This is a genomic window from Edwardsiella piscicida, from assembly GCF_001896205.1.
Classification (GTDB): Bacteria; Pseudomonadota; Gammaproteobacteria; order Enterobacterales; family Enterobacteriaceae; genus Edwardsiella; species Edwardsiella piscicida.
The window spans coordinates 2,287,239-2,310,780 of sequence record NZ_MPNU01000001.1 but is presented as its reverse complement, the minus strand read 5'-3'; the positions used below and the strand labels follow the sequence as shown (position 1 = coordinate 2,310,780).

Sequence of the window (23,542 nt, the reverse complement as noted above, 5' to 3'; positions counted from 1 at the left end):
TAATAATATGTAAAGCGGAGAGGCTATAAACGGAATGGACAATATAGCGTAATTGAAAACAGGTAGCGTAATTAAAAACAGCCAGTAATGCCCTGATTGCACGGGAACCTGCGCCGTGCGCATTGATCATTGAGCATTTGAAACGTCGTATTTAAAGATCCCATTAAAATACCGAGCGCGGCAAATAGCGATGACTTTTTTGACGTCGACGTCTGCTATTTCCGAGCGCAGCTATGCCGGTCGGGTTAGCTACGCAGGCTGAACCCCGGCGCCCGATCGTCGCTGCATCGGGTGTCTTCCCGCGTCGGGTGCTCTGGCGCATCGGCACCGTTCTGACGAGGCGAAGCACCGCCGCATACACCATTATCTTCCACCGCTGTAGAGACCTCAGATGGATATCTGGTTATGAATGAGACCTCCCCCCGTAAAATTAAAACCGGCGGTGACCCGCGAACCCTGCCGGATTATGCCGCCCTGCGCGATGAAATGAGCAAATTAACCCATCCGGCGCGCCCGGATGTGAACTGGCACTATGTCGAAAAGCGTTGTCTCTCGCTGTTTGAACACAATGGCGTGGAGCTACAGACCGCGGTCTGGTACACGCTGGCCCGCACGCACCTGGCCGGGTTGTACGGACTCAATGAGGGGCTGGCGATTTTGGATGCCTTGATAAGCCATCAGTGGGGCGCGCTCTGGCCGCAGCCGATACATACCCGCATGGAGATCCTCGGCGGTCTGAGCCAGCGTCTGCAGCAGCTGATGCGTACGCTTCCGCTAAGCTACAGCGATCTCAGTCAGCTGTATCAGGCAGAGCAGCTGCTTAGCCGTCTCGGGGGCGTGTTACAGCGTCTGGAGCTTAAGCACCTGAGCCAGCTTGATCCCCTGCGAGCGATGATACACAACAGTGCGGTCCGGCTGGAAAACAGCGACGCCGCATCCCGCGCCGATACCGCTATTCAGGCCGGTATTGTCGTGCCAGCGACGGTCATGAGCGGCATGGGTGCCTCGGCTGATATCTTGTCCGGCGTCGGGCGTCAAGAGCGCAATGAGCCCGGCGGTTCGGTCAAGTGGGTGTATGTCGCGCAGCCAAGGCGACAGGCGAATGTGGAGGTGCTGGCGGCGCTACCGCCCCCGGCGAAAAAATGGCGGTTCTTCATCGCCGGCATCTGCTCGACGCTGGCGATAGGCGCGGCCACCGCGTGGGGCTGGCAGGCGATCAACCCGAATCCGCTCAGCCCGGTGCCCGTTGCGGCAAAGGGCGCCTCGCTGAAGACGCTTGAGCAGATGCCCGCGCTGTGGCGACAGGAGTATGGCTTTGCGCTGGCCGCGCGGGCGGTGCCCGCTGAGGCGGAGAAAATGCGGGAACAGTGGCAGCGCTATATCAGCGGAAACGCCCTGCCCGCCGAGTCGCTTTCCGGCTGGCATCAGGGCATGGCGGGGTTAACGGATTTGACCCGCCGCCTGAATGCCCTGGATGAGCGTAAAGGCAAATATCTGACCGGCTCAGAGTTGAAATCGATGGTCTTTACCATAACGCAAAGCTTCGGGCGGACGATCCCCGTAGAGGAGCGTCTGTATCGATTAAGTCAGAGAGATAAGGGGGCGGCGCTGCCGTCTGCGCAGATATTGCAGGAGGATATCTATTTTGAGCAACTATTAAATCGCTATGCGCTGATCAAGCAGCAGGCAATGCGCTGAATGGATATGCCGGCATAAAAATATGGGCAATACGCGCTTTCAGTGTGCCGAACGGTATCGGCGAGCGGCGCTGCCTGTGTCGCCGTCGCGGCGGTATTCGCGTTGAATACGGTGAGCGGACGCCGTCGGGGTCACGCCTCTATGAGGCCGTCGCCGAGGCATATCAAGCCTGAGTGGCTACACCGTGCAGTCAGAGCATCATGGGCGCTCGATTGATGAGGGCTTGATTGCCACGGTGCCAGTCGATGATGCTGAACGTCTGCTTTACCTTGGAACGGCCGGCGTTGGCGGGATGATGCGTGATCGGAACCTTCTATTTAGCAAAAGTCCGATTTATTCAATAACGCTGGGCTGTCCAACGATTGGGCCGGATCGTCTACCGAGGTGGGCGGCCCATTTTATATTAGAAACCCGTCACATCCATGAGTTGATTATCGCTTGGTATAATTCGTGTAATCATTCGCTCTCTGCAGTCTAACGCTGAGGCATAGGCCAGCGCTACGGAGTATATTTGTCCGTGAGGTGTGATTATGCTGTAAAATGCTTCAAATTCTGACTCTATGGGTACAAACGGGTCGAAGGCGTGTAATGGAGTGATTATGTTACTGTTTACCGCCGCCCGCCATGATGCCTTTGCTTGCTCACTGAGCTCAGCGCATAAGGATGTTCCAATATGCGCGACATAGCGCTTCCCGTGACTTTCGAATACAGAAACCCAGCAGCCTGACATTGGGCCTGTAAGTATATCGATGGTGCTTATCGGTGAGTATGTCACGGCGCCTTCAACCCATGGCAACCAGAGGAAGTTTCTGGATTGAGATTTTGCATGTGGGCCCTCAGCGATTAAACTGGTTTTTTGCCTATTGAAAAATGTTCCAGATTTTACGGATGTTTGAATATTATATATCATCCCCGATGCTTTTAAAAAATCAGGAGGGAGGCCAGGATCGGGTGCGGTGCATGAGTTATTAAACCCGTCAAGAATAATGCGGCGATTTGGGACGATCTTTTTTAGCATTTTGCTACCCTCGGCATTAGTTGGTTTAACATGCTGTTAACATAAGCACTATCGATGACGCTTGCTTTTGTTTTTCTGTAGACAGTTCTATAAAACTGTCTATTGCTATTAACCGCGGGGAGCGCGTGCTCTCTGAGTTTTTTAGAAAAAATTCATTACTATTGATTATTGAATCTGCATATGAAAAAAAGTTGACAGGGGAAATAGAGGGCTATAGCTTTAAGTTTAGAAAATAAACATATATACATCTGACATTTATTCCAAAATCAACGTGGTTAGATAATATACTCTACTTTGCGATAACCCCAAAGAGACCAAGGTTAGACGATAACGGCATCGATTAGCGATGCACTCGATCAACAGGGGGTGATGGTAATAGGTCATAGGATGAGTGAAGGCTTTGCCGTCAATATCGATATCGGTAAAGATTGGGGGGGTAGGGTGCACCAATTATCTATTGATATTAACATGGAATAGACTTTTAAGCGAAGTGCTTATAATGGCATAGACACTAACTTTAACTATCAGAGGTGAGGCCGAAAATGGATTTTTTCTACAAGGTAGAGATGTTTAACCAATGGAGACCTGGCGTCGGTGGCGTTATTGATCTTAACTGCGGGTGGTATTGCCAAGATGCGTTGTTAAAATGGTATTGCAAAAAAAACTACTTGCCAAGTGATATCTTCACCAAGACTGCAAAGTGTAATAGGATGAGCTTCGGCTTTGATCCGGAGGAAAGCTTTTGCCAAAAGATTAACATCATTAATAAGCCAGAAAAATATAAAGAAGAGTTACTGCGCCACGGACCCATTATTGCCGCTATAAAGTCAAGAATACCGGGGTTAAACCTTGGGCATTATGTGCTAATCGTCGGGGTTAGAGTTAAGCAGAATGAGATTATCATATATAACCCGCTAAGTATAAATCTACATAGCGTTAGAAAATCGAAGCCAACGGTAATGAAGTTTAAACAGTTCATGGCGATCTTGGAAGGCACGCTAATCCTTAATCAATTCTCCGTAAACTGTGCAATGAAAATGCAACCATTGCTTGAGCCAAATTAAATGGCTATTTTTGCTCAGCTCAATCATGGGTCGCGATCAGCGATCGGTGCGAATGACCGCCTCCCTTTGTTCCGTGTCAGCACATTTATGTCAATGCTATATATAAGATTAATTTGCTGATGATACATGGAATCCTTGCCTGGTTAACGATAGCCTATCGCGTGCAGTCCTGCGGTATTGATAATAAAGCATGGTGTGCTTCTTAAGCGCTGTTCATGAGAGCATGAAGGATAAAAGAAACAGAAGATCACGATTCTTTTATCCTGTGTATTAACGATACTCAGCGTGCATTTGTGGGCGCAGTTAAGCGTGCTGCGCCGATCTTATGCTGTAAAATAAAGAAACCCGCATAGGCAGGAGAAGCATTCGCTGGAATATCTAACTTTGCCACATTCAACGCATAAATGGTAATTTGGTAGTTATGGGGCTTTGCTCCAGCCGGAGGGCAAGCGCCGCCAAAGCCATCATAGCCGAAATCATTACGTAGCTGAATGGCGCCCTTCGGTAAAGTCTGGCTATTTTTTACCCCGGTATTTTCAGATAGATGGTGTACATTAGCGGGTATATTGATCATCATCCAATGCCACCAACCGCTTCCTGTGGGAGCGTCCGGGTCATACATGGTCAGCGCAAAACTCTTTGTTCCCTTAGGAATGTCGGTCCATGTTAGCGCCGGCGACTCATTCTTTCCCGTACATCCCCAACCGTTAAAGATTTGCGCATTCTGTAGCCCCTGGTTATTTTCTACCGTTGGGCTACTCAACTCCATTGCATGAGCGCTCAGACTAAATAAACCACATAGTATTAATGCTCTAGAGAGATTTTTTTTGGCAAACATAAGCTTATCTCCATACGGTGCGACTGTTATTGGCCATTATTATGTGATAATAATATGGGCCGGAATGAATAGGATCTGATTTTTTAACGCAATAAATTAATCAGCAAGGCGTAGTGGGTAACGGATGATGATGAGATAGTGCATGGTGATACTCCATGATAATTACTCAACTGAAGCAAGTCGCATCAGTCACCTTATGAAAATAGTTCTTCCAACGCTGCGTTGTTCATCGTGGGTGAGAACATGTCAATTCTTATAGCGAGAGATGCTTGATCGTTATGAGTGATATGGTTGGCCATATCCTCTATGCTTAGCACTAATTGTCAATGATAATAATATGTTTATTGTTGGCTGTTGGCTGCAGTTAAGGGCACGTCATGAAGTATGAACGTGTCCTTAACCAATGCGTACTTTTTCCCGCCTGTTAATATAAAATGCTATTGCGAAGATAAAAATAACCGTCTAGCAACATTCTAGCGGTGCGGTTTACGACTGATTTTGATAGTTTATATCCACCATCCTCTTGGATGACGGCGGTATCGATAAAGATAATTCCACTGGGATGGCCGATGTTCAAGCGTTCACGCTGATGAGCATGTAATGGTAATATATCATGGACTAACGTACCAGGAATACGTGCAGCGGCGCCTAATGCAATAGTCCCCGTAACAGGGTGAGCCTTATGCATCGTTTGCATAAAAACTAAGCGTGAAATAATATCGCAGTCGGGCTCGTCAATATCCCTACCGTTAAATGTAGTGTGCTTCTTGGGGGCACTAACGATTGAAAAGAACGGTGCAAAAGGAATCGTATTCGCAGCGTTGCGCCAATCGTCAACTAATCCTATCTTTTGTGCTGCCTTACCCCTAATTTCTTCAATTAGATTCATTCTGTCTGGATCGGCAATGATTTCAGCCGGTGTTTCTGTGCCCTGTAGACCTAAATCGGATGAGGAGATAAAAACAGTGACGTTACCCGCATCAACAATAGAAACTTTATATTTTCTATCCCTACATTCAATAACGTCATACGGCTGTCCGGTAGGCAATAGGCATCCGGTGGTAGCACCGCCGCTATCGGCCCAATCTAACTCAACGTTAGCAGCCGTTCCCGGCACACCATCAATCTGCAATTCACCATCAACGCTGGGCATCCCATTTTTAACAGGAACATGGGCGATTAGAATACGTCCCGTATTGACCATATGGATACGTATAGTGGTAATCGGCTCTTGAGCCTGCACTAGGCCTTTATGGATGGCAAAACACCCGACAGCAGAGGAGATATTACCGCAATTGCCTTTATAGTCGATAAAAGCATCGGTAATGCTTACCTGGCCAAAAATATAGTCAACATCGGCATCCGCTCGGCTTGACGGAGAGATAATGGCAAGCTTGCTGGTCAGCGGGTCAGCACCGCCCAGACCATCGATTTGACGCAGATCCGGACTACCAAAAACGGATAAAATGATCCGATCTCTTAACGCCTCATCATCCGGCAAGGCATTTTTCATAATAAAAATACCTTTGCTGGTTCCCCCTCTCACAATAGATACGGGAAACAGCGTTGTTTCAGTTTGCATGATTAGCTCCTACTTTTTTTAAATAGTTTACCAATCCCCCGGCACGGATCATCTCCATAATATTATCAGGTAGCTTGGTGCACTGATAAATCGTTCCCTGCGTTATGTTTTTAATCTCACCCTGAGTAATATCAATAACTAAATCATCCCCCTGATGAATCTCGCTTGCCTGATGTGTCGTTATTGCAGGAATACCAAGGTTAATGCAATTGCGATAAAAAATCCGAGCAAAAGAACATGCGACAACAGCCTGAATACCAAGGTATTTTAATGTTAAGGGAGAGGTCTCGCGGGAAGATCCTGAGCCAAGGTTATTTTCTGCGACAAAAATATCACCCACTCTAACCTGACTGGCAAAATCAGGATTGACCGCTGACATGCAATATGGAGCAGCATCTTTAATGCTTAGTTCCATATATTGAGGAGGGGAGATGATATCCGTGTTTATATTATCACCGAATTTCCAAACCTTACCTCGAATATGATTGTTCATTATCTCTTCCTCACATAAAGTTTTGCGGTGAAGCTATATATCCGGTTAATGCTGCTGCTGCTACAGATAGCGGTGATGCCAGGTAAATATTTGATGTTTTGCTTCCCATGCGGCCAATAAAGTTCCGGTTACTGGCAGAAATGCATGTTTCATCATCAGCTAACAGACCGGAATGTAGGCCGACACAGACGCCACAGGTTGGAGCAAGAATGGTCGCGCCGGCATCAGCAAGAGTGCTTAGGATCCCATCATGACTGGCTTTTTGCCATATTTTTTGTGATGCCGGGGAGACGAGGAAGCGGATACCACTGGCTATTTTTTTACCTTTCAAAAAATTGGCTGCCGCTTCTAGGTCACTATAACGACCACCGGTGCATGAGCCGAGGTAAGCCTGATCGATTTTTTTTCCGGCAACATTGATAATGTCTGTCACATTATCCACATTATGCGGGCAGGCGATTTGCGGAGGCAGATCCTCAGCATTAAAGTGGAGCGTGTTAATATAGTGTGCATCGGCATCAGGTTGATATATTTGATATTGTTCGGCGCTAATGCCCATACTCTCCAAGTATTCCTGAGCCAGTCTATCAACTGGCATCAAACCGACTTTAGCACCCATTTCGACGGCCATGTTGGTGATGGCCATACGCTGTTCAATTGGCATATCAGCAAATGTTGAACCACAGAACTCAACTGAATGATAGGTCGCCCCAGCATGGCCGATACGGCCGATCGTTTTCAATGAGATGTCTTTGGCCATCACTCCCGGCTGGAGTTTACCATTCCATTCGACCTTCTGGGTTTCAGGCACCTTTAGCCAGGTTTTCCCTGTGACTAAGATCCCCAGCATCTCCGTAGAGCCGACGCCACTGGCGAAAGCACCAAGCGCTCCCCCCATGCAGGTATGTGAATCTGTTCCCAGAATCAAAGTACCCGGAAGAACATGCCCTTCTTCAACCATGATCTGGTGGCATGGCCCTTTAAATTCATGATAATTACTGATGCCGTGGTCTCGGGACCAATCCCTGGTAAATTTGACAATGTCAGCCTGTCGGGTATTCGCCGGAGGTGTGTAGTGATCCGAGATAACAACGACACGATCGCGGTACAGAATTGGCATCTTGAGCATTTCCATCTGCTCTGCAATCTGCACCCGAGGCCCGAGGATGTCATCCATCATCGCCTTATCCACATTAACCCAAACGACATCACCAGCACTGACCTCTGCAACGCCAGCCTTTTCCGCGATAATTTTCTCAGCAATTGTTTTGCCCATACATCCTCACTCTAGCAGGGCAGTTTAACTATGGAAACTGCCCTTACATAACATATTAGTTAAAAGGAGAATTCGTCATAGCGTCTGGCTTTTACCAACATACCACTGATAGAGCATGGTACGAGTTCCCGGATTTGATTAGCAACATCTAAAAGCTTGGCTAAATCAATATTGCTGTTAATTTCCATGCGATTTAGCATGTTGACTAAATCTTCTGTTGCCGCGTTTCCGGCCGCACCCGGCGCAAAGGGGCATCCTCCCAGTCCACCGATAGCGCTTTCAAAGCGGTCAACCCCCTGCAGCATGGCGGCATAGATGTTTGCCAGAGCCATCCCATGGGTATTATGGAGATGTAGTGCTAGCTGAATATCAGAAAAATTCTTCTTGACTTCATGTAGTAAAGTTTCGACTTGCCGCGGGTTAGCAACACCGATGGTGTCGCATAAGGTGAAGCTATTGATACCAATATCTCGGGCGGCACGCATTAATGTAATAACATCATCGACGGGTACTTTACCCTGGAATGGGCAGCCAAAAGCCGTTGCAACACCTAAGGTCACATCTGCCTCTGGAAAGTTTTTCTTTAATTCACATAATGCTTCAAATGACTCCTGTGGAGTCCGATTCATATTTTTTTTATTATGTAGAGGACTTGCTGAAATAATATAGTTAACTTTTCTGATGCCGCATGAAAGCGCACGCTCCGCGCCCTTTACATTTGGAATTAGCGCCATGATATTAACATCAGTGTTTTTTGCCATGGCAACAGCGTATTCTGCAACTATCGCAGCATCCTTCATTTGAGGAATCGCTTTCGGGCTAACGAATGACGTTACTTCGATATTCTTTACACCACTGCGAAAAATCCCTTCAACTATATTGATTTTAGTTTCTGTTGGAATCCATTGCTCAATGTTTTGAAATCCATCACGTGGACTGACTTCAGTTAGCGTTACCGATGCAGGCAGGCTAAATAATGAACCGGTTGCAGCATTCATTTTTATAGTGCCCCCTTGTTGGCCAGTGCATTGACTTCTTCAATACTCAACCCAAGGTATTTCTGCAGAATTTCTACATTGTGTTCCCCCAGCTGAGGTGAGGACTCCGGCTGTACGTAATGATCTTCGCTAAGCTTAATTGGGTTGCCGGTAACTTTAATTTTCCCCGCGATCGGGTGTTCCATATCTACAAACATCTCACGGACATTGGCGATATGATGGTCATTAACGACGCGATCAATGGTATTGATTGGGCCAGCGGGAACACCAACGTCAAGGATCATATTGGTGGCGGTATCGATAGTTTTATCACTCAGCCATTCTTCAATGATTTCTTTCAGCGCGCTGTGATTTTTTACGCGCAGAGGGTTGGTCTGGAAACGCGGATCATCAATCAGATGAGGCATATTCATCAGATGGCAAAGGGCATGATACAGCTTATCGTTACCGGCCCCGATAACCATGCTTCCATCCGAGCATTTAAAGGAGTCGTACGGGTAGATCGATTCATAACGGTTACCGTTACGCCCAGGGAGACGACCGGAGCTTAAATAGATCTGATTAATGATTTCGAGTCCAGCGACGACGGAGTCAACCAGGGCAACATCCACTTTTTGTCCTTCGCCCGTCATTCTTGCACGATGCTCTGCGGCGAGAACGCCTACCGTCATAAACAAACCTGCGAGGACGTCAGAAATTGCGGTACCACATCGGGTAGCTTCGCCACCTGGCCAACCCGTGGTACTCATCAATCCTCCCATTGCTTGACCGATGATGTCGTAACCAGCTCGTTTTGAATAAGGGCCATAGTGACCGAATCCCGATACACAGCCATATACGAGGCGAGGATTAATTGCTTTTAATTTTTCATAGCCAACGCCTAGTTTTTCCATGGTACCTGGGCGGAAGTTTTCAATAAGAATATCTGCTTTGGCGACTAGTTTCAGGAAGATATCAACACCATCGGGATCTTTCAGGTTGATCGTCATCCCTTTTTTATTACGGTTTAAGTTCATGTAATAAGCACTTTCGCCATTAATAAATGGGGCAAAAGAGCGGCTGTCATCGCCATGAACCGGCGTTTCTATCTTGATCACCGTGGCACCCATATCAGCTAGTAACATCCCACTGAAGGGGCCTGCTAACACACGTGTCAGATCCAGTACCACCAGGTCACTGATTGTTTTGTTGCTCATAGCGCATCACTCTCTATAGGTGTTTGTTGATGATGTCATTAAGGTTGCAGATATCATGCCAACTTTTAATGCAATTAGAGTTGGTTGTAATATATTGAAAAATATTGACTTTTTGTTTTTGAGAAAAAAGGGGGGAGGGATATGCCTATAACAATATCGTTATCTATAAAACAATTTTGTTATGTGTCTGGATTCTGGTATCAACGCCAGCGCGAGGCTGGGGCAATATTCTGCCTACTCTACAGGCGCGGTTTTTATTGGCGTTAATGTGTCTTTACAACATTTACGGACAGGTTAACAGTACATACCCCTGCGAGCGGAGATGATATATTGGTTTCTTTTTCTAATATATTGCTTAATGTATTTTCAGTGAATAATAGCCTTGTTGCTAGAGTTGGTGGCGATGATTTTCTCGTCATCGTTAAGGCGGTTGAAGGTCGTGCTCATATTAAAAAACATATCTGTGATATCAGGGTGCTAGTTCATGCTGCGTTTAACAATTATATGGATGTTGGATTCGATTTTTCACTGGGCTATTGTGAATTTAAGACCAGTCTTGAAAAGACGCCCGCTGAGGTTGATCGTTTAATGTATAAAAATAAATTAGAAAAGAAAAATAATAAAGATGATAAATGTACAGAAAAGGTTAATGTTGTTATTGGTGAGCGGTATTATTTTCATTAACGGTGCTATAAATAGGGAGCATTTCTATTTTTCTGTTTTTGAATGGGAGCAGGAAACCTATTGCGCGGTGATAGAGAGACCGTGCTTGCTCATCTTAAGATTAAAAATTGCCATCCTAATCTAGGATGGCAATCTGTAGGGTGGGGAAAACGTTCTATCTTGTATTAATCAGGCATTTCACTATATTATGATTTTTGTGATGAAGCTACGGCGGTGGAAACTTTATTGCTTTTCTTCTTTGATGTCGCAAATATGATAATGATACCGCCAAAAATCAGCGTGACGCCCAGTAAATCTGTCGCGGATAACATATTTCCTAAAAAAATCATACCAGACATCATGGCAACTGCAGGAGCAGCAAGTGAGTTGATCGAGGCAATGTTAGCCGGGAGCTTGCTGGCAATAGCTGCCCAGCAGAACCAGCCTAATGCACTTACAACGATAGCGATATAGAGGAAAGATAAAATAAATGTCTGATTAAAAACAATCGGGGGATGTGGCATATACCATGCCAGTGCGATTAACGGAATGAGTCCATAAAGCATTTGCCATGCAGTAAGGTTTAATACATTGACGGTAGGATTCTTTTTAAGAATCCATTTGAGGATAAGCACGCTAATCCCCCAGGAGAGTCCACACAGTAACGCCATGACAGAGGATATGACTTGTTTGCTTTCATTAATACTCCAAGGTGCGACCACGATGACAAAACCAATAATAGGAATAGAGAGTTTAATCGCCTGACTAATGGCTAATTTTTGCTTTAAGACTAACGTGTTTAAGATAATAACCCAAATCGGCATTGAATAGGCTAACACCGATACTTTCCCGGCGCCGCCATGAGTTAGTGCAAAAACGGTCAGCGCAGTAAATCCAGTGGTTTGAGTCAATCCATAGAGTAGTGTTGGAAGGAACGGCGGCGGTGTCATTGACAGGCTTTTTCTTTTAATGAAAAGCGCGATGAACAATACGACGACACCCCCCGCTATCTTGAGTAGGCTTAGCATCCAGGCCCCCCCCATTACAGGGAGAGCATTCTTTGATACAACCCAGAAGTTACCCCAGACTAGCCATAGGACAACGAGAAGCAAATACGCTGTTTTTTTATCTTTAGACAGACCATCCATAATACCCTCACTCATTTATGTAATCGGAAGTGATTTGACGAAAAAGACGGAATGTATAAAGCACCTATCATGCCAATATTGCAACCCATTGAATATAAAGTTTTTTTGTTTTCCATTGGCGCGTGATATAGAATGTTAATAACTTTTTTGTTATCGCTCGATCCCAAATTAGATATTAATATTTATGATGGTTGTGATCGAGATCACTATCGCTGTGCTAAGGCTAAATTAGCGTTTTTTATTTCCTTTCGGTGATGATAATATCGCTTAATGAAAATACGTTGGCATAGCGCAGAGCGGTTTCCTGCTTTTATATTTAGATCTCTTTCTTTATTATTTGCTGGCTACGGGGGAGTGCTCTGGTACTATTGAGTAATAATATGCAGACATGTTAACGTAGCCGGCGCGTACAACGTGTGGTCGCACTTATCTAACCTGTGGCGATGGATGTTATAAGTTTGCGCTGCATGCAATTCAGCGGGACAAAATAGCCATATAATCTATGACGCCGAACTGATGCAGTAGAACGTGGCGCTATAAATTTTTGCTTAAGCTGATATCAGCGGCTGGGTGTAGATAGCGCATGCGCCATCTCTACATTATCGATCGGTTACGCCTGTGTAATAACCTGTAGCTCTATCGTTTTCGTAAGATAATATACTGAATTGCTTACAGCTTGTCCCCGTTAGCGTTGATGTGTTTTAGCCTATAGTGGGGCATCATTTAGAGGAATCGCTATGGCTGTCCCGTTTCATTTTGCCTTTATCGCGCCTTACCCCCAGCTGGCAACGCTAGCGCAGCAGCAGGCTGATGCGCTGAACTGTCGTTTGACGGTGATTGATGGGGCTTTTGATAGCGTAGCTCGCCAGGTTTCCTGCTTACCCAAAGAGATCGCGGCGGTGATCAGTCGCGGCGGAACCGCGGAGAAAATCCGCTTATATACGCATAAGCCGGTCGTCTCAATTGAGACGAGCGCGCTCGATCTATTGGCGCTACTGCTGCCGCTGCGTGGGCAGGCCGCGACCATCGGGGTGATCAGCTATCGCCAGCCATTACCTGGGGTCGAACTGATTGCTCAGGCATTGGAGATGCGTATCTGCCAGGACGTATTCCATAGCCGGGAGGATATCGATGCCTTACTGCAGCGCGATGAGATGCGCAATTTGGATATTATCGTCGGGGGGATCCTCGTGGTGCGCGCTGCACAGCGTTTGGGGGTGAATGCGCGGTTGTTGACCGCGGATGAGGATGCGATTCATCGCGCGCTGCAGCAGGCGATATTGTTGGCGCAGGCGGAGGATGAAAGTCGTCACAAGGCCGCACAGTTGGACACGATGCTATCGACGATTGCCGAGGCACTGATTGTGACCGACGATCAAGATCGCATCATCCAGGTCAATCCGGCGGCGCTGAAGATCTTGCAGTGTGAGGTATCTGAAGTGATGGGACTGGAGATTCGCTCTCTGATACCCGATTCCCAAACCCAGGATGTATTAAGAAGCCAACAGAGCCAGCTTGGACAAGTACTTGAGGTAAAAGGGGAAACCTTTGTGGCAAACCGAGTCCCCATTATCAGCCAAGGACGTAGCCTGGGCGTCGTCTGTACGCTGTCGGCCTCGCGTCTGATCCGCCACGCCGAGCACCGTCTCCGTGAGAAAGAGCGCCTCCGCCAAGGGTTTGTCGCGCGTTATAATATCGATGATATTCTGACATCATCGCCGAAGATGCAGGCGCTTAAAACGCTGGTGCTGCACTATGCGGCGACGCAGGCTAACGTATTGATACAGGGAGAGTCCGGTACCGGTAAAGAGCTGTTCGCTCAGAGTATTCACCGCAATAGTTCACGTAGCCATCGCCCCTTTGTCGCGATTAACTGTGCCGCCATTCCGGAAAACTTGTTGGAGAGTGAGCTGTTTGGCTATGTCGATGGCGCCTTCACTGGCGCGACCCGTAAGGGTAAGGCCGGGCTTTTCGAGCTGGCACATGGCGGTACGCTCTTCTTAGATGAGATCGGTGAATTGCCCTTGAATATGCAGACCAAGCTGCTGCGCGTTTTGCAGGAGAAAGAGATCATGCGTATTGGCAGTAACGAGGTCGTGCCTGTCGATGTCCGCATTATCACCGCAACCAATCAGGATCTGCAGGGGCAGATCGGTGAGCGTCTGTTTCGCAATGACCTGTACTATCGATTGAATACGCTTCATATTCAGATTCCACCTTTGCGTAGCCGAGATGATGATCTTTGCTTTCTGGGGCGTCGTTTTCTGCAAGAAATGGAATGTAGCTTAGCGGAGCCGCAAGAAAAGGCGCTTTTAGTGGCGCTGTGTCGGCATCCCTTTAATGGCAACGTCCGCGAGCTGCGGGCCATTATGGAGCGTTTTTCTATTCTATACCGCGTTTTCCCGGCGCTCTCACCGGCGCAGCTTTTGCAACGTTATTGCTTGACCGAGGAGACATCTCGCATAGATGAAAAAAACGGCGCTGAAGAGGGCGAGGTACTGACTTGCCAAGTCCCCTTGCTGGATGATTTCAAGTTAATGACTCACCATTGCCAATGTCAGATCATTCAGCACTATTTGGATAAAAATCAGCAAAACCATCAGAAGGTTGCACAGCAGCTAAAAATTAGCAAGATGAGTATATATCGTCATCTTCGGTGATATGAGAGGCTTACTGCCGTTGCACGGGCTACTGCCCCGTTGGGAAATATCAGCGCGCAGTACAACGCGGATGTCATGCTCGGCGGTGGTGCTTCCCTCTGAACGATAGTAACCCAGGTTGTCTTCGACATATTGAACGATGACGCGCTGCGATCATCCGCGATGCGGCGTGGACGCTCACCCCGCCTTTGCCGCCGTCAATACCTGCGACACCTTAGGCCGGCGCATCGGCGGAATATCCATCAGCGATGCGCCTTTATCTCGGGGATCGATCGGTTTTTCTCATTTTTTGATATCGGCGGCGCTCACCGACCGTGAGTGCGGGTGCTCTTCGCTGCTACTATGGGGGGCGATATCCATGACGTCTTACCCATTACGAGGTTTTTATGCGTTCTTCCTCCGGCAGTATTGTGCCCCGAGTGTCCCGCGATGGGGCCGAGCAGGGGGATGATGCGGATTTTATTCAGGGCGTTACCTGGCTCTCTTTTCCCGGTTATCCCGGCAGGATAGGCGCCTGCCGCTTCTCGCTCAGCCGCTATCGCGATGAGGGGGCATATCAAGGGATTGCGCTGCCGCTGTCGCTTCAGCAGGCGGCGCCGAAGCGGCAGGCCGAGTTTATTGCGGGACGCTGGGTCGCCCGCCAGGTGATGACGGCGCTCGGGATTTGCGATGGCGTGATCGCCCGCGGTGCGGACCACGCCCCGCAGTGGCCGCCGGGCATTGCCGGTTCGATTAGCCACGCTGCCGGGATGGCGCTGTGCGCTGCGCACCCGACCTCGCGGCGCGGCGGCGTGGGGATCGACGTTGAAACCTGGCTTGCGCCGTCGCGCGCGTGCACCCTTCAGTCGGCGATCGCCCATCCACACGAGCTGGCTGCGCTGCTCGGCACTGCACCGGCTAGCCGTCTGCTCATCACGCTCCTCTTTTCGGCCAAAGAGAGTCTCTTTAAGGCGCTGTATCCCGAGGTGAAGCGGTGGTTTGATTTTCATGACGCCCAGATGACGGCTATCGATTGGCGCCGGCGGACCTTTCGCCTTACTCTGCTGACGTCGCTGGCGTCGGACTATCCGGCCGGTCGGTGTTTCCATGGGCAGTTTCTGAGCGATGATGAGGCGGTCATGACCCTGATTTACTGTTAGCGCCGGGCCAACGGGCAGGCGCGGCGCAGGTGCGCTGCACCTGCGAGCGTTCACGCTGAAAATGCGCTGATTTATCTGATCGCCGGGCGCAATACTACGTCGTCCAAAGGGTGAATATGTGTCGTGGCCCAGCGTCAAATAAATCGTTAAATATATTGTTGAAACAAATCGTTAGCGAGCATGTGGAATTAATTAAATTCACCCGGGGATATTTTCTCGGCCTGTTGAAATATTTTCAAACAAAACGGAAATCGTCCTAAAAATTACCGATAGCTTCGTTCACCTGGCTTCGTTGCATGATTGTTTAATTTGCTTGGTTATATTTATTACTGTCACCAACCAAAAGACGAGGTCATTATGAAAAAACCATCTGACAGTAATTTAAAAAGAATCAAAGCAAAAACCATCGGCGGTGCTTTATCTCAACCTGCGGTCGAGCTCGCGGTGAGCGTTGACTATTTCGCAGAGAATAAGATATTTTTTGCCTTGAATAATTATGTTGAGGGGAAAGTTCACAACCCTGGCGCAGGTGAAGCTTACCTTCCTGAGTATCATATTGATGACGAGAAGGATGCCAGGATCGCGGAAGGCAGTATCAACGGTATCCGCGAGCCATTTGGTGAGGCATTTACCTATGCCACTGAGATTTTGGATAAATACGCTAATTACCATGGCGAACGGCTTTTTGATGGATTAGTTACGCTGTTGCTTGACAAGGATACGTCAATATATCAAGAGGCTGCTACAAGCTGGATGAATAAAGATAGGTCAATATCAATAAAAGTCGGAAAGGATAATTTTTCATTCAAAACACTCAGCGATAGAAGTATTATTTATCATGAGGTTGGTCATGCAATAAACTATCAAGGCGTATTCGTGGTTGAAAACTTCGCCGCGGCATTTGCTGAGGCCTGGGGTGACGTCTTCGCCTGCTTCTTTATCAACCAAAATGTAAATAGTTTTGATGAAATTGATTGGTCTATCGGGACCGGGTATGTATACCCCAGCTTTGGCTCAGATAAAGTTCGCTCACTGGATCACCCAGAGAATGACGTGCCAAAGTCGACCACGCGAGTAGATCAAATCACACCAAATATGACGCGTTACCAAAAAGGTGGGTTTATTAGATACTTTTTTCACCAACTGGTGAAAAAATTATCGGCAACGATGGCGGTGCGTGAGGCGCTCAGTACCGCATATGATTTGTTTTATGATTTGAGAAAGAATGCTTTTAGTAAAAGTATGAAGCTGGAGGACTTCGCTGGCGACATCTACAAGTTATACAATAAATTTGGACACAAAGATAAAATACCGGAGCATGTGCTAGTTGAAGCGATGGATGATGTCGGTTTAGATCCGGTAGTCACCTATCGATTTTACAATGGCGGAGGATACGTAGCCAGGATACAGGTGGTCTATATCGATCAGCAGGGCGAGACCCACACTATTGATAGCCATCAGGTTTCCGTTGGTATTTCAACGGACGTGCAGATCCCCATTGTCGGCTCAGAGAGCTGCACGATATTTGTGCAGATCGATCTGGAGGGTTTTAAAACCTTTAAGCTCCTGTTCCCGGAAAGCTTCAAAAGCCAGTGGATAAAAAGCTGGGGCACCATATTCTCGCCGCAGGCGGAGATCTTCCCCTTTGAATAAGCGTCACATAGATAGATCGCCATGTTAAAACTAAACTGACAGGAAGATATCAATACTATTGACTCCTGTCAGTTTATCACTACGGCGGACTCCGCCATGCCGCGAGCGCTGAACCGCTGGCAGCATCTCCCCGAGCGTCAATACATTATCTCCTTATTCCCTACGCCATTCCCTGCGCCGCTATGCGGGAGACGCCCCATCGCGGGGGCACCGCGCGTCAGGCCGAAGGCCACGGCCTTTCCTGTGCGTGGGCTCTGCATATAGATAGCGAGCGTAATCCCTATTTGCCTCTGTGCTTTAATTCTGCTGGGCATCGGGGGCGGGTGTGTCTGTGGCGTTGGGGCTTGCGGGGTTAAGGTGGACCCACGGGATGACCGGCATCCCGTGGGCGGGGGCTATGCGTGAGGCAACAGATCGCTTAGCTGACGGCTGGCGGGCAGCTGCAGCAGGGTGGTGCGGTAGTCATGCGCAATGCGTTCGGCCAACGCGGCGGAAAGCTCTGCGCTGTCATAGAACAGGCTGAACGGCATGCTGTCGGCGGGGAACTGGCACAGCACGATCTGGTGGTTACTGCCGCTGACGGTGCCCCGATGGTGGTACTGCACTTGATAGGGCTCCTGGCTTTTCTGCTCCGGGTAGTTCTCAAACACAAACAGGGTGCCAAAGGGGGCGGTGGGGCGCCAGCGCGCGTCATAGTGGTTCAGGTCGTAGAAGGCGTGCTCCGTGCGGGGTTCGCCGGCGTCGATCAGCTGCTGCGCCATTGCGTCCAGGCTTTCCGTGAGTTTGACCCGGAGCGGTGGGGTGGCGACAAACAGTCCAACCAAGTCGGTGACCCGGCTAATTTCCACCGGGCGCCGGGTTAAGGTCGTGCCGAACACGATATCGCGGCTGTGGGTATATTTTGCCAGCGTAATGGCCCAGGCCAATTGGCAGAGCTGGTTTAGCGTCAGGCCGCACCGGCGCGCAAAGGTCTGCAGCAGCGCGCCGTGCTGTGCCTCCAGATGGCCCTTGACCGACTGAACGCGCAGGGCATGGCTGCCGTCGTCGCAGACGTCGGCGGGGATGCGCATATTCATTGGGGCATCGGCCAGATAGGCGCCCCAAAAGTCGGCGGCGGCCGATTTATCCTGCGCGGCCAGCCAGCGCGGAAAGGCGGCAAAGCTGCTCGGCGGCTGGGTGACGCGCTCCCCGTGGGTGAGACGCTGGTAGTCCTGCATGATTTCGCGCAGGAAGATCTGCATGGACCAGCCATCGAATAGCACATGGTGGAAGGTGAACACCAGCAGATGGCGCGTGGCGCTCAGCCGGGCCAGCGCCAGGCGCAGGAGCGGCGGCGTGCTCCAGTCGAACGGGCGCTGCCGTTCATCGATGATGCACTGCTGTAGGCGGCGTTCGCTGTCCTGCCCCTCCCAGTCCATGATGCGCAGCGGCAGTGGCACCTGGCGCGCTATCAGCGCCAGCGGCTGCCCCGGATCGACGCTGTCGCTAAACCCGGCCCGCAGCATGTCGTAGCGGGCCAGCACGCGGCGCCAGGCGTCGGCAAAGGCCTGCCGATCCAGCGCGCCCTCCAGATGGAAAACCAGCTGATCTATCTGATAGTCGGGGTTAGCACGGTTAAAATAGAGCAGCTCGCGCTGGAAGTCGGTGGCGGGGTAGATCGTATCCAGCGGGCCGACCTGATGCTCTAACCGCGCGATGGTCGCCTGATCCAAGACCACGTCGTCCAGATCGCAGGGCACCAGCCCCCCGCGGCAGTGGGGATCGCAACAGTGCGTCAGCAGCTGGTCTAGCGTCTGGCCGAGGCGCTCGCAGAGCTGCGCTAACGTCATGCCGGCGACCTCTACGCCGGCCATCTCAATATCGATATAGAGCCGATCTGCGCTAATCCAGGCATTGATATCCAGATCGCGCAGCGGCTTATTCGATGCGGCCACCAGGTGGTGGTTAAAATGATGCTCGATCGCCCATTCGCCGTCGCCGCCGTGGCCGAAGCGGCCCAGGAAGTTGAAGCTGACGGGGAGCTGTAGCATCGCCTGCAGCGACTGCTGAACGTGCGGCTCCGGGTGGTGATAGGCGATGTGCAGGTAGTTCTCCCCCTTATCGGGAAGGGTGCGCAGCGTCTGTTTGGTTTGCTTGATCAGCGTATCCCAGTCGCCGGCGTGCGGCGGGAGGTGAAGGGGGAAGATACTGGTAAACCAGCCCACCGTCGCCTCGCTGCGGATCGCGTCGCCGAACGCTTTACGACCGTGCCCCTCCAGCAGGAGCCCCAGGCCGTGCTCGGGATGGTGCAAGAGGCGGTACAGCGCGCTGATTAATAGCTCATTGATCTGGGTGCCATAGGGGTGATTGGCCTGGCCGAGCAGCGCCTGCGTCTGGCGCGGCGTCAGGCTGATCTGGCGACGCTGCAGCCGGCTATCGGCGGCGCCGCGGCGGCAGGCGGCGAGGGCATCGGCATGACGTAGCCAGTAATCGACCTCGTGAGCGCGGGGCTGGAATGCCTCCCATTGGCTGCGGTAGCAGTGGGTGTTCGAGTAGGGGGCGGGGGTGAACGCGGCGCCTTGTTCATAGTAGCTCTGCAGATCCGCGGCGATACGGCGCCAGGATACGCCGTCCACAATCAGATGATGGGCGCAAAGATAGAGATAGGTGGCGTCGTCGTCCCCGAGGGTGAAGCGCAGTGCCCGGAGTAAGGGGCCCTGCTGCAGATGGAATGCAGCGTTAATCTCCGCGACCTGTCGCTCGACCTGCGACCAGTCGCTGGCGTCAAGGGTCGATAGGGTGACGTGAGTCGCCGCGGGATCGGCAAAAAATTGCCGCCCGCTCGGCGTAAAGCGCAGCCAGAAGCTGTCGTGATAGCGGGTCAACGCCTCAAGCGCCGCCGCCAGACGCGTATCCTCCATCCGCGCGGGCAGCCTCAGGGTGATCGCCTGGTTAAAATGCGCCGGCGCGTCGAACGCCTGCGCGAAGAACCAGCGCTGAGCGGGAAGCAGCGCGACATCTCCCGTCTGTTGACCGAGGCAGGTTTGGGCGCTGGCGACCCATGAGGCCTGGCGGGCCATATCGGCAAAGCAGCGGTATTTCATAATATCGGCGGTGGAGAGCCGGATCCCTTGCTCCTCTAACCCCACCGAGAACAGAATGGCGGAGATGGAGTCTCCGCCCTGCGCGACGAAGTCGTCGCTGAGGGTCAGCGAGGGCAGTGATAGAACGCTGGCGGCCTGGGCGAGCAGCGTCTGCTGTAGCGGCGTCAGGCTGTCATCCTGCTCGACGATGAGCTCCGGCTCGGGCAGGGCCTGGCGATCCAGCTTCCCGTTGCGGTTGAGCGGGAGCCGCTCCAGATAAATCAGCTGCGCGGGAACCATATAGCTCGGCAGGCGCTGCTGCAGCTGCTGGATGAGGTACGGGTTGTCCAGCGGCTGTGCCGCCTGATAGTAACCCAGCAGCCGTTTGTGCTGACCCTTGCGGCTGAGCACCGCGACGGCCATCGTTACCCCGTCGATCTGCTCCAGCGCCTGGCGGATCTCACCCAGTTCGATGCGGTAGCCTCGCAGCTTGATTTGGTGGTCGCGCCGTCCGCAGAAGACCAGCTCGCCATCTTCCCGCCAGTAGCCATAGTCGCCGGTACGGTAGATGCGGCGCGTGGATTCGCCCGTCGCATCGGGGAGCGGGATAGACGAGAAGGCTGCATTGTGCGGCTGTCCCAGATAGCCCTGCGCCAGCCCGTCGCCACTGACGATGATATGGCCGACCATGCCGATGCCTAACAGATTATCGCTATCGTCCACAATCCAGGTTTGGGCGTTCGGCCGGGGTTTCCCGATGGGGATGATCCCCGCCGCGAGATCCTGGGGGCCGCAGCGGTGGGCGGTAACATAAATGCTGGTCTCGGTCGGGCCATACAGGTTGATCAGATGCCGAATATTGCATTCAAGCCCCTGGGCCACCGCCTGCTGCGAGACGCTGTCGCCCCCAAAGCACAGGATCTCCAGCTGGCCGAAGATGTCGCGTTTGGCGGAGGCCATGTAGGTTTCAAACAGCCCGGTGGTCAGAAAGAGGTGATCTATCTGGTAGCGCTGCAGCAGCTGGGTCATGGCGTGCGGGTTGGCGATATCGCCCCGCTGGGGGATCACCAGCGTCCGCCCATGCAGTAAGGCGAGCCAGAGCTGGAGGGAGGCCGCGTCGAAGGCCTCATTGGCCGAATAGAGCAGGCGCTGCCCCACCGGGATGGCGTCATTCTGATACAGGGTGCTGACCAAGGCGCGGTGCGTCAGGGCGACCGCCTTGGGCTGGCCGGTGGTGCCGGAGGTAAAGATATACTGGCTGATCTGCTCGGCGGCGTCGGGGCGCGGCAGGTATCGACCGGGCGCCGGTGGGATGAGCTCCAACGCGGCGATATGGTGGGCGTGGCTCGCCTGTGCGCCGGGGATCGCGTCGCCGATCAGGAGTAACGGTGATAGCTGCTCCATGATCAGCTGCTTTCTGGCCATCGGGGCGCTGGCATCGACGCAGGTAAAGGCGAGGCCGCTGTACTGCGTCGCCAGGATGGCGATGACGGTATCCACCAGGCTCGTCAGGTTAATGACGACGCAGCCCTGCGCGCGTTGATCCGCCGGGGCCAACGTCGAGAGGTAGTGGGCGATATCCGAAACCCGCTCATGCAGCTGTGCGTAGTCGATCGCCTGATTATTTTCACTATCGATCAGCGCCGTCGCCGCGGGCGTCTCCTGAACCCAGCGCTGGACTCGCTGCGCCAGGCTGTCATCGGGGTAGGGCTGGCGCCGCTGATTCAGCTGCGTCAGCCTGTCCAGCTCCGCGCGGCCGAGAAAGGGCATCCGCGCCAGCGCCCCGTCATCCTGCGCTAACGTCCACGCGATCAGGCGCTGGAAACGCGCCAGGAAGTGGGTGAACAGGCCACACGCCTGAAAGCCTTGTAGGTAGTCGAAGCGGAAATTGAAGCTGTGCTGGCTGGACTCACAGAACAGGAGCTGCAGATCGGCGTTGAGATCGATAAAGCGGTAATCCTGTGCGATGCGGCACTGTGCGTCTAGCGGGTATGTTTCGCCGATCCCCACGGTGCTACCAAAGACAACGTTGCTGAGCATCGCCTCGGGGTCTTGGCTTTGTTTCTGTAGGGCGTGCACCAGTTGGGCATAGGGCAGCTCGGCGTACGGCTTGGTCGCCTTATTAAACTGCCTGATCTGCGCCCAATAGGCGCTGAGCGTGGCGATGCTGCGCAGGTCAAAGAGATCCAGACGGGTGTTGACGAAGCAGCCGATCTGTCGCCGCATTGCCTTGCTGCGTCTGTCCATTGGCGAGCTGATGGCAATCATGCGCTGATTCGCCATGCGACCGACGAGAAGGGCATATAGCCCTTTGAAGAACAGGTTTGGCGTTAGTCCGTGGCGTCGGCAGTAGGCCTTTACCCGCTGGCTGAGGTCGGTGCCCAACGCGCATTTCTCTGTGCAGGCGCGGCGCTGCTCTGAGTTAATGGCATGGTTAAAGTCGGTACGTACGGGCTGCCCGTCGAGGGCGCGACGCCAGAATGCCAATGCCTCCTGCTGCAGGGACTCGGACAGCGGCGGCGCCTGCTCCTGGGCTAACGGGGCGGCGATGGGGGCCAGCGCCTCGCCCCGGCGCAGTCGGCCATAGCGCTGGGTTAATTCATCAAAAAATCGCTGGAAACCCGTACCGTCCAAGCAAATATGGTGAACCATAATAATTGCCCGATAATGGGCCGGTGCAATTTGGCAGAGGCAGGCCTTAAAGAGCAGGGGATGTTCGAAGGTTAGCTTTTCACTGTAATAGGTCGTCAGTAATTGTTGGAACGCATATTCGGGGTCGCGCTGTGTGGTTAAGTCAATGTGCGGTATAGCGTATTCTTGGTGATTAACAAATTTGTATAGATGTTCACCCTGCAGCTCGTAGCGTACATGGAATTCAGGGTGGCTGAAGACATGGTGCATGGCCTGCTGCATTAATGCGGGATCGCACGCGCCCTCGATGTCCAGGGTCAGGAAGGAGTTGGATATAACGTTATGGCTTTCGGTCAACGCTTCAATATAGAACGACTTCTCGTAGCGCGAAGCTAACAATTTCATAAGGGGAGCCTTAAACTA

Annotated in this window: 15 protein-coding genes; 6 read left to right on the top strand and 9 right to left on the bottom strand. The window is 51.4% G+C overall.

Translation table 11 applies throughout. The features are described 5' to 3' along the window. Positions 1 to 405: 405 nt before the first annotated feature. Positions 406 to 1,698: a VasL domain-containing protein gene (locus tag BRD58_RS10620; RefSeq protein ID WP_073382859.1), complete on the top strand. Its 1,293-nt coding sequence runs from the start codon at positions 406 to 408 to the stop codon at positions 1,696 to 1,698. 403 nt (positions 1,699 to 2,101) lie between these two features. On the opposite strand, the gene BRD58_RS17925 is transcribed toward BRD58_RS10620, so the two are convergent. Continuing rightward, positions 2,102 to 2,716, bottom strand: a complete 615-nt coding sequence (locus BRD58_RS17925; RefSeq protein ID WP_133175639.1) for a hypothetical protein — start codon at positions 2,714 to 2,716, stop codon at positions 2,102 to 2,104. A gap of 542 nt (positions 2,717 to 3,258) precedes the next feature. On the opposite strand from BRD58_RS17925, the gene BRD58_RS10615 reads away from it, so the two are divergent. After that, entirely contained in the window at positions 3,259 to 3,780 is a 522-nt protein-coding gene (locus BRD58_RS10615) for a papain-like cysteine protease family protein (protein WP_012848874.1), read from the top strand. Between the two features lie 280 nt (positions 3,781 to 4,060). On the opposite strand, the gene BRD58_RS10610 is transcribed toward BRD58_RS10615, so the two are convergent. The 6 genes from BRD58_RS10610 to BRD58_RS10585 form a co-directional block, all read right to left on the bottom strand. Next, on the bottom strand, positions 4,061 to 4,618 hold the full coding sequence (locus BRD58_RS10610) for a YbhB/YbcL family Raf kinase inhibitor-like protein (protein WP_073382856.1): 558 nt from the start codon (positions 4,616 to 4,618) through the stop codon (positions 4,061 to 4,063). Positions 4,619 to 5,042: 424 nt separating this feature from the next. Further along, on the bottom strand, positions 5,043 to 6,200 hold the full coding sequence (locus BRD58_RS10605; RefSeq protein ID WP_012848872.1) for a 2-methylaconitate cis-trans isomerase PrpF family protein: 1,158 nt from the start codon (positions 6,198 to 6,200) through the stop codon (positions 5,043 to 5,045). Beyond that, a complete protein-coding gene (locus tag BRD58_RS10600) occupies positions 6,190 to 6,693 on the bottom strand; it encodes a LeuD/DmdB family oxidoreductase small subunit (RefSeq protein ID WP_015461669.1) in 504 nt (167 codons plus the stop codon). The genes BRD58_RS10605 and BRD58_RS10600 overlap by 11 nt, the downstream gene beginning before the upstream one ends. Positions 6,694 to 6,703: 10 nt before the next feature. Then, a complete protein-coding gene (locus BRD58_RS10595; RefSeq protein WP_015461668.1) occupies positions 6,704 to 7,969 on the bottom strand; it encodes a 3-isopropylmalate dehydratase large subunit in 1,266 nt (421 codons plus the stop codon). Between the two features lie 59 nt (positions 7,970 to 8,028). Then, positions 8,029 to 8,967: a hydroxymethylglutaryl-CoA lyase gene (locus tag BRD58_RS10590; RefSeq protein WP_012848869.1), complete on the bottom strand. Its 939-nt coding sequence runs from the start codon at positions 8,965 to 8,967 to the stop codon at positions 8,029 to 8,031. Between the two features lie 2 nt (positions 8,968 to 8,969). Next, entirely contained in the window at positions 8,970 to 10,163 is a 1,194-nt protein-coding gene (locus tag BRD58_RS10585) for a CaiB/BaiF CoA transferase family protein (protein ID WP_015683391.1), read from the bottom strand. Positions 10,164 to 10,490: 327 nt separating this feature from the next. On the opposite strand from BRD58_RS10585, the gene BRD58_RS10580 reads away from it, so the two are divergent. Next, complete coding sequence (locus BRD58_RS10580; protein ID WP_265341135.1) at positions 10,491 to 10,847, top strand: diguanylate cyclase domain-containing protein; 357 nt, start codon at positions 10,491 to 10,493, stop codon at positions 10,845 to 10,847. A gap of 185 nt (positions 10,848 to 11,032) precedes the next feature. On the opposite strand, the gene BRD58_RS10575 is transcribed toward BRD58_RS10580, so the two are convergent. Then, entirely contained in the window at positions 11,033 to 11,974 is a 942-nt protein-coding gene (locus BRD58_RS10575) for a DMT family transporter (RefSeq protein ID WP_073382851.1), read from the bottom strand. A gap of 833 nt (positions 11,975 to 12,807) precedes the next feature. Here BRD58_RS10575 and BRD58_RS10570 point away from each other — a divergent pair. From BRD58_RS10570 to BRD58_RS10560, 3 genes are all read left to right on the top strand, one after another. After that, on the top strand, positions 12,808 to 14,634 hold the full coding sequence (locus BRD58_RS10570; protein WP_236721623.1) for a sigma 54-interacting transcriptional regulator: 1,827 nt from the start codon (positions 12,808 to 12,810) through the stop codon (positions 14,632 to 14,634). Positions 14,635 to 15,020: 386 nt separating this feature from the next. Next, positions 15,021 to 15,773 carry a 4'-phosphopantetheinyl transferase family protein gene (locus BRD58_RS10565; RefSeq protein ID WP_236721593.1) on the top strand — a complete coding sequence of 251 codons (753 nt, stop codon included), beginning with the start codon at positions 15,021 to 15,023 and terminating at the stop codon, positions 15,771 to 15,773. Positions 15,774 to 16,130: 357 nt separating this feature from the next. After that, positions 16,131 to 17,426 (top strand): M4 family metallopeptidase, encoded by a 1,296-nt coding sequence (locus tag BRD58_RS10560; protein ID WP_073383922.1) that lies wholly within the window; start codon positions 16,131 to 16,133, stop codon positions 17,424 to 17,426. Positions 17,427 to 17,821: 395 nt separating this feature from the next. Here BRD58_RS10560 and BRD58_RS10555 read toward each other — a convergent pair whose 3' ends face one another. Then, positions 17,822 to 23,524, bottom strand: a complete 5,703-nt coding sequence (locus tag BRD58_RS10555) for a condensation domain-containing protein (RefSeq protein ID WP_073382843.1) — start codon at positions 23,522 to 23,524, stop codon at positions 17,822 to 17,824. Between the last annotated feature and the right edge of the window lie 18 nt (positions 23,525 to 23,542).